Annotated in this window: 11 protein-coding genes, 1 tRNA gene and 2 pseudogenes; 4 read left to right on the forward strand and 10 right to left on the reverse strand. The window is 63.8% G+C overall.

Annotated features, from left to right (window positions below):
• Nucleotides 1-76 precede the first annotated feature (76 nt).
• The 7 genes and pseudogenes from U5805_RS03680 to U5805_RS03710 all read right to left on the reverse strand — a co-directional run.
• A pseudogene (locus U5805_RS03680) lies at nt 77-331 on the reverse strand (hypothetical protein); the annotation flags it as partial.
• 72 nt (nt 332-403) lie between these two features.
• Complete coding sequence (locus U5805_RS03685; protein WP_322102072.1) at nt 404-1,201, reverse strand: hypothetical protein; 798 nt, start codon at nt 1,199-1,201, stop codon at nt 404-406.
• Nucleotides 1,198-3,414 (reverse strand): cation:proton antiporter, encoded by a 2,217-nt coding sequence (locus U5805_RS03690; RefSeq protein WP_322102073.1) that lies wholly within the window; start codon nt 3,412-3,414, stop codon nt 1,198-1,200. The genes U5805_RS03685 and U5805_RS03690 overlap by 4 nt, the downstream gene beginning before the upstream one ends.
• A gap of 18 nt (nt 3,415-3,432) precedes the next feature.
• A complete protein-coding gene (locus U5805_RS03695) occupies nt 3,433-4,068 on the reverse strand; it encodes a LutC/YkgG family protein (protein ID WP_322102074.1) in 636 nt (211 codons plus the stop codon).
• On the reverse strand, nt 4,061-5,449 hold the full coding sequence (locus U5805_RS03700; protein ID WP_322102075.1) for a lactate utilization protein B: 1,389 nt from the start codon (nt 5,447-5,449) through the stop codon (nt 4,061-4,063). Before U5805_RS03700 ends, U5805_RS03695 begins: the two co-directional genes overlap by 8 nt.
• Nucleotides 5,446-6,189, reverse strand: a complete 744-nt coding sequence (locus U5805_RS03705) for a (Fe-S)-binding protein (RefSeq protein WP_322102076.1) — start codon at nt 6,187-6,189, stop codon at nt 5,446-5,448. Before U5805_RS03705 ends, U5805_RS03700 begins: the two co-directional genes overlap by 4 nt.
• Before the next feature lie 135 nt (nt 6,190-6,324).
• Nucleotides 6,325-6,582 (reverse strand): annotated as a pseudogene (locus U5805_RS03710) (porin); the annotation flags it as partial.
• A 60-nt stretch (nt 6,583-6,642) separates the two neighbouring features.
• Here U5805_RS03710 and U5805_RS03715 point away from each other — a divergent pair.
• Both U5805_RS03715 and crcB read left to right on the forward strand, forming a co-directional pair.
• Complete coding sequence (locus tag U5805_RS03715) at nt 6,643-7,092, forward strand: aldehyde dehydrogenase family protein (RefSeq protein ID WP_322102077.1); 450 nt, start codon at nt 6,643-6,645, stop codon at nt 7,090-7,092.
• Between the two features lie 316 nt (nt 7,093-7,408).
• Entirely contained in the window at nt 7,409-7,789 is a 381-nt protein-coding gene (crcB, locus tag U5805_RS03720) for a fluoride efflux transporter CrcB (protein ID WP_322102078.1), read from the forward strand.
• A gap of 78 nt (nt 7,790-7,867) precedes the next feature.
• Here crcB and cfa read toward each other — a convergent pair whose 3' ends face one another.
• Nucleotides 7,868-9,034 (reverse strand): cyclopropane fatty acyl phospholipid synthase, encoded by a 1,167-nt coding sequence (gene cfa / locus U5805_RS03725; protein ID WP_322102079.1) that lies wholly within the window; start codon nt 9,032-9,034, stop codon nt 7,868-7,870.
• A gap of 202 nt (nt 9,035-9,236) precedes the next feature.
• Here cfa and U5805_RS03730 point away from each other — a divergent pair, with 202 nt between their 5' ends.
• Nucleotides 9,237-9,653: an HIT family protein gene (locus tag U5805_RS03730; protein WP_322102080.1), complete on the forward strand. Its 417-nt coding sequence runs from the start codon at nt 9,237-9,239 to the stop codon at nt 9,651-9,653.
• Between the two features lie 53 nt (nt 9,654-9,706).
• Here the strand turns inward: U5805_RS03730 and U5805_RS03735 are convergent, their stop codons facing one another.
• Together U5805_RS03735 and U5805_RS03740 are read right to left on the reverse strand one after the other, a co-directional pair.
• Complete coding sequence (locus U5805_RS03735) at nt 9,707-10,378, reverse strand: nitroreductase (protein WP_322102081.1); 672 nt, start codon at nt 10,376-10,378, stop codon at nt 9,707-9,709.
• Nucleotides 10,379-10,463: 85 nt separating this feature from the next.
• Entirely contained in the window at nt 10,464-11,678 is a 1,215-nt protein-coding gene (locus U5805_RS03740; protein WP_322102082.1) for a porin, read from the reverse strand.
• Between the two features lie 220 nt (nt 11,679-11,898).
• On the opposite strand from U5805_RS03740, the gene U5805_RS03745 reads away from it, so the two are divergent.
• Nucleotides 11,899-11,989 (forward strand) — tRNA-Ser (locus tag U5805_RS03745).
• The last annotated feature ends 221 nt before the right edge of the window (nt 11,990-12,210 follow it).

Here is a 12,210-nt window from a genome sequence, read left to right on the forward strand (position 1 = left end):
GGTTGGCCGCCGCCGCGCGCTTCGTCGCGCCGAACGGATCGCGCGCGTTGTCGTCCGTGTTCTCGTGAGCCTGTGCGCCCGTTTCGTCCGCCGCGACGGCAAGGTTGTACTCGGCCTGCACTTGCGCGAGCACGCGCTCGACGCTCGCTTCGAAGCCCGCTGCGTTGCCGAAATGCCGCATCGTCCAGTTGCAGCCGCTGCGATCGGGCGCTTGTGCTTGCGGGCGCGGCACGCCGATCTTCACGCCGTCGTCGACCACTTCCTGAAGCCGGTGCAGGCGCCGGTGTACTTCTTCCTGCAAACGCGAAGCGTTGAGCGTCTTGCGCAACATCGTCACTCTCCTTGCTGATCGTTACGTGTGCGTGATTCTCACATGATCGCGTGCATGCGACCGCGCGCGCGTCTAGCGCAACATATGCGCGAGCGCATCGCGCATTGCCGTGCTCGGCACGATGAGCTGGCCGCCGAACGGCGTGTCGAGATCGACGATCACATACACGGCCGACGATATCGACACGGTGCCGAGCACGATCAGCACGGTCGCCAGCGCGTTGTGCGGCGAAACCAGGCCGAAGCTCAGAAAGATCAGGACCAGCCAGAGCACGAGCATCGTGAAGAACGGCCCCGAAATCGTGCCCGGCGCTTCTTCAATAATGCGCCAGCGCGTGTCCGTCACGCGCGCAAAGAGCTGCGCGAGCGTCGCGGCCGTTGCCTGATGAAACGTGTCGCGCGGCACGAGCCGATTGATTTGCTCTCCTACTGAATTGAGCAATGCGCCCAACGACGCGCTTTCCAGATGATCGTTGTCGACGCCGGGATCGCGCGGATAGTAGTTGCCAGGCGGCGGCGCTTCGCGATTCCACGTCGACGCGATCGCGCCCGCCGTGTACGCGCGCAGCAGCGTGCGCGCCGTTTGCGCCTCGGGGCCGTAATCGCGCAAACGCTGATCGAGCTGGATCAGATCGGCCGCGTAGGCGCGCATGTCGTTGGCAGCCGTATCGAAACTCGTTTTCGCCGACGCCGTGAGCAAGCTCAGCACCAGCGCCGCGAACGTCACGAGCATGCCGATCACGAGTTGCACGAGCTGCACGGTTTCATGCTTGCGATGCTCCTCCGGCAGCAGCGGCCGCAGCAGCAAGCCCAGCCCCGTGCCGCCCAGCAGCAGCACGAACACGAGCACGGCCGAGCCGATCTCGGTCATGACGGCGACCTGGGAGATGCATCGGCGTTCACGCCGGGAGCGTCGGCCGGTGCGCCCGGCGGCGAGTCCTCCGGGGTGTCGCTGAACGCGGCGGTTTCCGGCACCTCGAACGAGGCCCATTCGTCATGCGGCACGATGTCCGGATGCGCACGCGGCACCGCGAGCTTCCACGCCACATCCAGTTCGCGGCGGATGGCATCGTAGATTTCCTTCGAAATGGAACGGTCCTCGTACATCGCCGCGACGCGCTCGCGCCCTTCGCGCAGCGCATAAAGCAGCAGCATGCGACGCTCTAGCACGTCGGCGGCCTGCCCGAAACATTCGCGCACGTCCGCAAGCCCGCGCTCGACGGCTTCAATGCGCCCTTTGAGCACGGCGCTCAGCAGCTTCGCGAGACGCGCGCCGAGCAGCGGCGTGAGGCTCGTTTCATTGAACACGATGAGCTGATGCAACACCACGCGACGACACATCAGGAGTTCGAAACGATCGGCGAGCGCGTCGCCATAAGGCTGCCGGATGCGCAGCCAGCGATACGTCCAGCGCGCGACGCGCATCGCGGCCGTCTCCGCGAGAATCTTCGCGGCCGCGCGCTGATAACCGATGCGGCCGCTCAGGCGCGACTCTTCGATCATGACCTCGGTGTTCTGCATCATCGAATCGAGATTGTGGATCGTGATGATTCCGCTGCCGTACTGCGGAATCAGTTCGCGTTCCTTGGTCGCAAGCGTAACGAGTCCGATCACGAGCCGCTCGCGCTCGGTCAGCGCGGCCTCGATGTCGAACGCCGTCTTGCCGATGTCGATGCTGTGACGGAACGTGCGGCACGCTTCGTCGGCGATCGCCTCGGAGATATGGAACGTGCGCGCCGCCATATGTACGCGCTCGGACACCGTGATCGACGAAAGCTGCACTGCCTGCTGCTGAAGCGCCTGTTCCTGCGGCGAAAGCAGATCGAGCCGCAAGCGCCGGATCAAAAGCTTCAGCGACGTGCCGTTGACGATCAGACTCACGAGCACGAAGCCCGTTGCGAGTATCGCCACGAAACGGCGCGTGGACTCGGGAAGCGCCGTTTCCTGCGCGAGACCGAGCGCGAGCACGAGTGTGACCGCGCCCCGCAATCCGCCCCACGCGATCACGAGCTTGTAAGCGGCGCTCACGGGTTCGGTGAGCCGCATGCGGCTCAACAGCGGCAACATGCCGAACACGACCACGAGCCGTGCCACGAGCGCCGCGACCACCACCACGGCGAGCGCGATGAGATCGATCCAGTGCGCGTCGCGCAACGTGCGCGGAATCTGCATGGCCGCCAGCAAGAAGATGGCCGCGCCCGCCATTGCCGCGACCTGCTCCCAGATGAGTTGCAGATGCTGCCAGTTCAGCGGCGATAAACGCGTGCGCCCGAGCCCGCTGATGACGAGCCCCGCCGCGACCACGGCCACGACGCCCGAAACGTGCAGCATCTGATCCGCAAACAGAAAGAGCGGATACGGCAGCGCGAAACTGAGCGAGACCTCCGCCTTGCCCTCGCCGCCGAGCGCCGGCAAGAGCCACGCGAAGGCGCGCCCCGCCGCCGCGCCCAGCAACAGCCCGCCGCACAGCGCGACGCCGAGCGAACGCAACGCCGAGCCGAACGACGCGTGATGCGAAACGTCGCCCGTGATCGACGCGATCAACACGCCCGCGATGGCAATGGCGGCCGCGTCGTTGAGCAGGCTCTCGCCTTCGACGAGCCGCACGAGCCGCTCGGGCGCGCCCACTTCGCGGAACACGGCGAGCACGGCGGAGGGATCGGTGGTCGCGATCATCGCGCCGAGCAGGAGGCCATCGGCAAGCGGACCCAGCCCCGTCAAACCGATCGCGCCGCCCACCATGCCCGTTGCGACGAACACGGCCACCACGGCGAGCAGCAGAATGGGCGCGGCGTCGCCGAGCATTTCGCGCACGTTCACGCTGAGCGCCGCCTGAAACAGGAGCGGCGGCAGAAAGATCCACAGGTACGCTTCGGGCGGCAGGCGCGGCGCGAGCGCGGGCATGACGAAATTCGTGGCGAGCGCGGGCCACGCCTCGCCGCTCAAGAGATAAATGCCGCCGAGCGCGAAACCCCACGCCGCAAGCAACACCGATTCGGAGATCGACCAGCGCAGGCTCGCGGCCTGCACGAACGCAATGCTAGCCAGCAGGAAACCGCTCAGAAGAAGGATGTGGATAACCATCGTTCGGCGGCACGAACGTTAAGGTGTACTGACAGGCGTATCCCGCTGCGAAACGACCGGCACGCCCAGCGGCGCGCTGAGCCAGACGACCGTCAACGAGCGCACGCCTTGCGCGCCCTGAATCAGAACGCCTTCGATATCGGCCGTCGCGGAGGGGCCTGTCACGAGCACCGCATAGCGCGCCGCGCGAAAATCGTCGCGGCGATAGGCATCCTGCAACCCCGCAACCAGTTGCGCGGGATCGAGCAGCACGACGAGATGCTGCACGAGATAACCCAGTGAGTTGACGACATACTCGCTTTCGCTGAACCATAGCGAGCCCGTTTCCGCCACGCCGAAGCGCGCACGTACCACACCGACGTCGATGTCTTCAAGCGACGCCGGCGGCGTGTTCGCATCGAGCGTGCGCGTGCCTTCGACTTCGGGCGTGGCCGAGGCAATGCGGGCTTCGCAGCCAAAGCGTTCGGCGATGAAGGCGCGCACTTCGCCCGCATGCTGCACGGTGATTTCGCGGCCGCCCATCAGGTTGAGCGCGGCGACGAAGCGCGCATGCAGATCGCCCGCGGGCGTTTCGAACAGCGGCACCTCGGGTAATGCCTCGGGCGCCGGCTGCGCGGCGCGTATGCGCGCGAGAAACGCCTCACGATCAGCCACGGCCCTCTCCTTTGCGGTTCTTGCGATACCAGGCGTGGAACGTCGAGGCAGGCGCCTGCGGAAGATCGCGCTGCTTGCCCCAGATATTGAGCGGGTTGTAAAGCATGAAATTGGGCAAGCGCCGCAGCGCGCCTTCCACGGACGCCACCGCACCGCGATAAAGCGTCGGACTCCCAAGCAACCGTCCGGCCATCCTGATCACTTCCTGCTTCACGAACGGCACTTCGTGCTGGGCGGCAATCACCCTGCGCCACGCATAGATTTGCTCGTGAATATTGATCTTCACCGGGCACACGTTGGTGCAACTGCCGTTGAGCGTGGAAGCGAACGGCAGCGCGCTGAAACGCTTGAGATCGAAGGTCGGGTTGATGATCGCGCCAATCGGCCCGGCATAGGTGCTGCCATACGACAGACCGCCGCTGCGCCGGTACACGGGGCACGTATTCATGCATGCGCCGCAGCGGATGCATTTGAGCGACTGCCAGAAGTCCGGCATGGCGAGCCGTTCGGAGCGGCCATTATCGACCAGTACGAAATGCATTTCCGCGCCCGGACGCGGCGCGCGAAAGTGCGAGGTGTATTGCGTGATCGGCGAACCCAGTGCGCTGCGCGACAGCATGCGCACGAACACGCCGAGATCGGAAAGCCGCGGAACGAGTTTTTCGATGCCGAGCGAAACGATATGCAAAGGCGGCACGTTCGCGGAGAGATCGGCGTTGCCTTCGTTGGTGCAAACGACGATCGTGCCCGTTTCGGCCACGGCGAAATTGCAGCCCGTCATGCCCGCCGTTTTCTCGCGCACGAACCACGGACGCGTGTTCATGCGCTGGCTTTCGGCGAGGTAGTGAATGTCGTTGTTGTGCGGGTCGGTGCCGATCGTGCGGCCGAATACCGTCGCCACGTCGTCGCGCAGCTTGTGCACGGCCGGCACGACAATATGACTTGGCGGCTCGCGATCGAGTTGCTGAATGCGCTCGCCGAGATCGGTTTCCATCACCGAAATGCCGCGCGACTCCAGATAAGCGCGCAATTCGCATTCGTCGGTGAGCATCGACTTGCTTTTGACGAGCGCCGTCATGCCGCGCTCGCTCAGAATGCGATGGACGATGACGTTGTGTTCTTCCGCCGTATCCGCGAAATGCACCTGCACGCCGTTCGTCTCGGCCGCGCGCGTGAATTGCTCCAGATAATCGGCGAGATGGGAAAGCGTATGCGCCTTGATCTGCGAAGCGAGCGAGCGCAACGTTTCCCATTCGGGAATCGCATGCGCCTGCGCGTCGCGTTTCGAGCGCAAATCCCACAAGCGTTTGTCGTGAAAGGCAACGTGCTCGGGATGGGAGAGAAACTCTCCGGCGAGCCTGGCGTGTTCGACGCGCTTCATTCGCGCGCTCCGTTGAGAACCTGCGCAATATGGATGAAGCGCACGTCGGCGCTCATGCGTTCGGCGCACCCTTGCTGGTGCATGAGGCACGACATGTCGCCCGAAACGATGTACTGCGCGCCCGCGCCCACATGATCGACGACCTTGTCCTGCCCCATGCGCACCGACACGGCTTCTTCCGTCACCGCGAAGGTGCCGCCGAAACCACAGCACTCGTCGGGCCGCGCGGGCTTCACGAATTCGATGCCCTTGACGCGTTCGAGCAAAGCCTGCGGTTTGGAGAACGGCGCGCCGGCAATTTCGGAAACCGACGCCTGATGCAAATGACGCAATGCGCTACAGCTATTGTGCAAGCCCACGCGCCATGGAAATTCGGCCCAGGGAAAATCGCGCGCGCCGAGTACGTCATGGATAAACTCGACGAGTTCGTACACGCTCGCGCGTATCTTGCGTACTTCCGCGGTTTGTTCGATGGCGTCGAAATGGTCGCGCACATGATTCACGCAACTCGCCGATGGTCCGACGATATAGTCGTAGCCCGCGAAGGCGCGTGCGAATACGCGCTCCGCGCCGGCCGCGTCGGACTGCGCGCCGCTATTGGCCATGGGTTGACCGCAGCAGGTTTGTTCGAGCGGATATTCGACCTCGCAGCCAAGGCGCTCCAGCAACTCGAGCGTGGCAATGGCGACATCGGGGTAAAACGCGTCGATAAAGCACGGAACGAACAAAGCGACTTTCATGCGCGGGCTCACACGAAAAGCGGACTCGATTATTCTACTGCCGAACCGCGCGCGCGTACTGCCAATGTGGCGCCCGCCTACCCTCAACGTACGCCGACGTGCGCCCGCTTGCTGCCGCGATCTTGCGGCGGCGCGTCATGCGCGCACGCCGCGCTCGCTTTGGAAATTGTGGCGGATGCCCGCCATTACCGCGAGTTGCTTGTCGGTGTCCGAATTGACGAGGTTCGGAATTTGCGCAAGGTTACGCGCGGCGCCGCTGGCCGCGTCCACATCCCGTCCCGCGCCCGACGATTGTTGCCCGATTGCGACGGTATAAAGCGCAGTGCGCTTCGAAAGGTGGTACACCGCGCCCAGGTTAATCTGGTGAATTCGCGTGGACGGTTCGCCGCTCGGGCCAGCGCGAACGTCGCACGCTCGACGGCGCCCGGTTCGGGCTTCGACGAGGCCACGCAAATGGGTCCGCTCGTATCCGCACATCATCGCGACAAGGTGGCGGGCATGATCGCGCAAGGCCGCGCCGAAGGCGGCGAAATTGTAGCGGGCGGCGGCAACGCGAATCGTCCGGGCTCTTTTGTCGAGCCGACCGTCATTGCGAACGTCGCGAACAAGCCGCTCACCGTCGTGGTGCGCGAGGAAGTGTTAGGCCCTGTACTCGTGGCGATGCCGTACGACGACGTAGAAGAAGCCATCGCCGCCGAAAATGCTTCGGAGTACGGATTAGGTGCGAGCGTCTGGACGAACCGGCTCGATCGCGCGCTGCGTGTGGTCGATGGCGTGCAGGCGGGCACCGTATGGATCAACACGCATAACATGGTCGACCGGGCTTCGGGCATTGGCCGCGAACACGGACGCGCCGTCATCGACGCTGACACGGAGACGAAATCGGTCTGCATCGCGTATTAACGCGTCCTCCAGCGCGACGTGTCGGCCAGCGGATTGCCCGCATCGCAACGCGCTACGGCAAGGAATTCGCGGCGGCGTCCAACTACGGTTGATGAGCAAAAAATGTATCGTTTCTCGCGGGACCGGACGGCGCGTGGGTCAACAGCAGGTCCTGCGCGCGAACGGCGGCTTCGCCTGAGCTCCGCCGGTCGCGAGAGCGATGCTACACTCGGAGCACGAAAGCGGCCGGCTGTTGCCGCGTGGCGGCGCTTAAAGAACGGCCGCCGCCGCATGCGCGCACGCCGGTTTTCCTTGCGCTCTCAACCAACTCGCGACCATGTATCTGTCCATTCTCGCTGTGGGTATCGGCGGCGCGCTCGGCTCGCTGCTGCGCTGGGTGCTCGGCCTGCGCCTCAATGCGCTGCTTCCCGCGTTGCCGCTCGGCACGCTCGCGTCGAACGTGATCGCCGGTTATGTGATCGGCGCGGCGGTCGCGTTCTTCGCGCGCGCGCCGCAAATCCCGCCCGAATGGCGACTCTTCGTCATCACCGGTTTGATGGGCGGCTTATCGACCTTCTCCACCTTTTCCGCCGAAGTGGTTTCGCATCTTCAGCACGGCCGCTTCGGTTGGGCCGCGGGCGAAATCGCCATCCATGTCGGCGCTTCCGTTGTCATGACGATACTCGGCATTGCCACCGTTTCGGCGTTCATGCGATAAAGCGGCGACGGCAACGGCGATAAAAAAACCGCGTTTCGCTTTACACGAAACGCGGTTTTTCAACGCCAATGGCGAACCTCAGTCGGCAGGACGCCGATAGCCGCCCAGCACGCCGTTCTTCGACAACACCCACTGCCAGAGCTGAATGTCGCGCGCCCGGAACGCGCCCGCGCACGAGAGCAGATAGTAACGCCACATGCGATAAAAACGCTCGCCCATCTGCGCCTCGAAACGCGGCCACGCCGCTTCGAAATTCGCGTGCCACGCCATCAGTGTCTTGTCGTAGTCGGCGCCAAAATTGTGCAGGTCCTCGGTTACGAACAAGCCGCCCGACGCGTCGGCCATTTGCCCGATCGTCGGCAACTCGCCGTTCGGGAAAATGTACTTGTCAATCCACGGGTCCGGCGTGGTCTCGCGGCGATTTTTGCCAATGGTGTGCAGCAGGAAGAGACCGTCGTCGGCAAGGCAACGATGCGCGACTTCCATATACGTGCGGTAATTCTTCGGGCCGACGTGCTCGAACATGCCCACGCTCGCAATGCGGTCGAACTTCTCGTCGAGAAGACGATAATCCTGCAAGCGGAATTCGATCGGCAGATCGCCGCAACGTTCGGCGCCGAACGCGGCCTGTTCCTTCGAGATCGTCACGCCCACGCAGCTCACGCCGTAATGTTCCGCCGCGAACTTCATGAGGCTGCCCCAACCGCAACCGATGTCGAGCAGACGCATGCCGGGTTGCAGCCCGAGCTTGCGGCAGATGAGATCGAGCTTGGCTTCCTGCGCTTCGTCCAGCGTTTTCGCGCCGGCCGACCAGTAGCCGCACGTATAGGCCATGCGCTTGTCGAGCATGGCTTCGTAGAACGCGTTGCCGATATCGTAGTGTTGCTGACCGACCTTCCATGCGCGGCGCACGGTCTGACGATTCATGAGGCGCGCCTTGAGCGCATGGAATACGAGCCGCGACGGGTCCACCTGCTCGTCGATATGCGCACGCAAAATGTGCGCGAAGAATTCGTCGAGCTGCTCGCAGTCCCACTGCTTGTCCATATAGGCTTCGCCCAAGCCCAGGTTGCCTAATGCGAGCACACGCTCAGGTACGTGCGGGTCGTGAATGCGCATGTCCCAAGGCCGCGTGCCGTTGAGCTTGACGTCCGCGCGCGCCAGCAACTGGGCCGCGAAACGCCAGGCCCCCGAACCGGTGGCCTCGCGGGCGGGATTGACTGCTTCGAGATCGGTCGTTGCCATACGTGCTCCGAGTTGAACCGGTGGCTTTTGTGCGCCGACGCGGTTCCATGCAAGAGGTTGTGTTCAAGACTTCTTCGTCGCTGCTCGCTGCGAGAGCCTCTATGATGCACCTGCTTCAAAAAACGTGCAGGGCCGCGCACAGACCGTGCCGCCAGGACATAATTGAAAGCTCAACGAAAACGCGCAGCCGGAGAATCGCGCCATGGCCTATGACGACAACAACATCTTCGCTCGCATCCTGCGCAACGAAGCCGCTTGCATCAAGGTGTACGAAGACGACGCGACGCTCGCGATCATGGACGTGATGCCGCAATCCGAGGGACACGTGCTGGTGCTGCCGAAGGAAAGCGCGGAGTTCATTGACGAGCTATCGCCGCAAGCCGGCGCAGCCGCGATGGTAACTGTGCAAAAAGTAGCGAGTGCGGTAAAAAAAGCGCTGGCGCCGGAAGGCTTGCTGATCGCGCAATTCAACGGCGCGGCTGCGGGACAAACGGTGCCGCACGTGCATTTCCACATTATTCCGCGCCGCGCCGGCGAGGCGTTGCGCCCGCATGCGCGCGAGATGGCCGAGCTCGCCCAGCTCGAAGCACTGGCCGCGCGCATTCGCGCCGTGCTGTAAACGAAACGTCGGATTACTTACGATTTGCTATCGACGCGAATGCGCTTCGATGCTCAGATGCCGTCGAATTGCGCGAACGCTTCGAGCGGTACGCGCGCCGAGCGCCACTGGTTGATCGGCGCATCGGTGTGTTCGTGGCCGATCGCCATGCCGCAAAACAGCATGCGTTCGGGCGGCAAGTCGAGAAACGCGCCGACGGTTTGCGCATAGCGCGCCCAGCACTCCTGCGCGCAGCTATGCAAGCCGGCTTCGCGTAGAAGCAACATCACCGTTTGCAGGAACATGCCGAGATCGGCCCACTGCGGCGGTCCCATTTGCCGATCCACGCTGCAAAAGAGCGCGAGCGGCGCGTCGAAAAACGCGTAGTTGCGGGCGAACTGACGCAATCGCGCAGGACGGTCCTCGCGCGCCACGCCGATGCTGCGGTACAAGTCCTCACCCACCTGATAACGCCGCTCGCGATACGGCGAAGTGAGTTCGCGCGGATAAACATCGTATTCCGTCGACTCCCCCGCGCTCGCCTCTTCGATACGCCGCGCCATGATCGACTTGAAGCGTGCGAGCGACGCGCCGCCCACCACCTGTACGCGCCACGGCTGCAAATTGCCGCCCGAGGGCGCATGAGCCGCTTTCGCCAGCACTTCCCGAATCACGGCGGAATCGACGGGATCGGGCAGAAACTGCCGCACGGACTTGCGGCTCTTGACGGCATCGCTCACGTTCATACGCGCTCTCCTCGATGAATCGACGCTGCATTATCGGCGATCCATCAAGGCCCCGCAGGCGTGCAACCGCGCCACGGATGCGCGCCTAGAACTTGTGGCGAATGCCGAGCGCGAGCAGTGCCTGGCTATTCGTGCCCGAGTTCACGCCGAAGTCGCCGATCGACGCCTGGGCCGCGACGCTGGCGCCGCTCGCGTTGAGCGTGTGGCCGCTCGCCTTCTGATAACCGGCGAGCGCGTAGAGTTCGGTGCGCTTCGAGAGCGCGTAATCGCCGCCGACATTGACCTGGTTGTAATGCGCCGATGCCGGTCCCGTGAGCACGGTGTAGTTGTAGCCGACGCCCGCGCGCAATGCCGGCGTCACCTGACAGTTCAGGAACGCCGAGCCGTTGTTGAACTTCGCGGTTTGACGGAACGTGGAGAAGGCGTCGCTGCCGTACTGGGTGTTCGAATACGCGAGGCCGAACGAGAGCGCACCCACGGCGTAGCTGCCGCCCGCGCGCACGATCTGGATGCTGTTCGCGCTCGCGAAGCCCGCGTTGATGACGGTGTTGAAGAGGCTGTCCGACGTGCTGGTCCACGTACGCGCGCCCGATGCGACCGTGTTGCCGCCGTTCGCGAAGAAGTAGCCCGCCGCGAGTTGCAGCGGGCCGTTCGAGTATGCGGCGCCGAAGCTGTATGTTTGGCCGCTGCCGGTCGCGCCCGCCACGCCGCCGATGCCGTAGAGCGCCTCGAACTGCAAGCCGGCGATGAGCGGACTCGTGTATTTGACCGAGTTGTTGACGCGCAGGCTGTTGTCGTAGTTGTCGAGGTCGCCGGGCGTGCCGAATACGCCGCCGAACGGGCCGTCTTCGGTGAGCGGCTGCACGAGGTCGACGAGCGGATCGTACTGCCGGCCGAGCGTGAGCGTGCCCCACGCCGTGCTCGACACGCCGACGATCGCCTTGCGCCCGAACTCGCGGCTGCCCTGCCCGAGCGCGCCGGTGCCCACGTTGAAGCCGTTTTCGAGCTGGAAGATTGCGGCGAGGCCGTTGCCGAGGTCCTCGCTACCGCGCAGGCCCCACCGGCTGCCCGAGAGATTGCCGCTGCTTTCCTTGATGAGCGTCGACTGGTTGCGCCCGCTCGCGTCTTGCGCGTTATGAACGTAGGCGATACCGGCATCGACGATGCCATAGAGCGTGACGCTGCTTTGCGCGTGCGCGCCGGTTGCGGCGCTCGCGGTGCATGCGAGCGCGAGCGCGGCGGGAAGCGAGCGCAGGACGCGCGGGTTATTCGTATTCTTCGTGTTCCTCGTGTGCTTCATGCCGGGTTCCGTTTTAGCGTGGTTTTCGTGGGCGCGGCCGCGTGCGTTGCGCCGTTCGCGACCGATGCGCCAGACGATACGGAATGGGCTGTGAGCGGGAAACGAAGGAATTCTGCGTTGCTTAGGCGGGGGGCGGAGGAAAGCTTTGGGGGGGCGAAGTGACTGTCGTTCGGCCGACTTTCCTCTGCCGCGCAGAGTCTGCTATAATTCGCGTCCCGCCGGAGAGATGGATGAGCGGTTTAAGTCGCACGCCTGGAAAGCGTGTATAGGTTAATAGCCTATCGGGGGTTCGAATCCCCCTCTCTCCGCCAGAGATATAGGCGGAAACCCCGTAAATTTAATGATTTACGGGGTTTTTGTTTTTTCCGGCCCATCACGCAGCCCATCATCCGGCGCGGGCTAGGACGCTCGAAGGGTGTTTACCCTGAAATTCCCTGGCGGTAAATTGCACTCGCGATCCGTGGTGATCCATCGTGATCCGTGGTGAGACGACACTACAGGGGGAGAAATCGTGCTTTATATCGGCACACCT

The sequence above is a fragment of the Paraburkholderia sp. J41 genome (assembly GCF_905220235.1).
GTDB lineage: Bacteria > Pseudomonadota > Gammaproteobacteria > Burkholderiales > Burkholderiaceae > Paraburkholderia.

What these genes read in the sequence shown, in the direction of transcription:
- U5805_RS03740 (WP_322102082.1), bottom strand. Translation starts at nt 11,678, where the DNA reads ATGAAGCACACGAGGAACACGAAGAATACGAATAACCCGCGCGTCCTG.
- U5805_RS03730 (WP_322102080.1), top strand. Translation starts at nt 9,237, where the DNA reads ATGGCCTATGACGACAACAACATCTTCGCTCGCATCCTGCGCAACGAA.
- U5805_RS03735 (WP_322102081.1), bottom strand. Translation starts at nt 10,378, where the DNA reads ATGAACGTGAGCGATGCCGTCAAGAGCCGCAAGTCCGTGCGGCAGTTT.
- U5805_RS03685 (WP_322102072.1), bottom strand. Translation starts at nt 1,201, where the DNA reads ATGACCGAGATCGGCTCGGCCGTGCTCGTGTTCGTGCTGCTGCTGGGC.
- U5805_RS03705 (WP_322102076.1), bottom strand. Translation starts at nt 6,189, where the DNA reads ATGAAAGTCGCTTTGTTCGTTCCGTGCTTTATCGACGCGTTTTACCCC.
- U5805_RS03690 (WP_322102073.1), bottom strand. Translation starts at nt 3,414, where the DNA reads ATGGTTATCCACATCCTTCTTCTGAGCGGTTTCCTGCTGGCTAGCATT.
- U5805_RS03715 (WP_322102077.1), top strand. Translation starts at nt 6,643, where the DNA reads ATGGGTCCGCTCGTATCCGCACATCATCGCGACAAGGTGGCGGGCATG.
- cfa (WP_322102079.1), bottom strand. Translation starts at nt 9,034, where the DNA reads ATGGCAACGACCGATCTCGAAGCAGTCAATCCCGCCCGCGAGGCCACC.
- crcB (WP_322102078.1), top strand. Translation starts at nt 7,409, where the DNA reads ATGTATCTGTCCATTCTCGCTGTGGGTATCGGCGGCGCGCTCGGCTCG.
- U5805_RS03700 (WP_322102075.1), bottom strand. Translation starts at nt 5,449, where the DNA reads ATGAAGCGCGTCGAACACGCCAGGCTCGCCGGAGAGTTTCTCTCCCAT.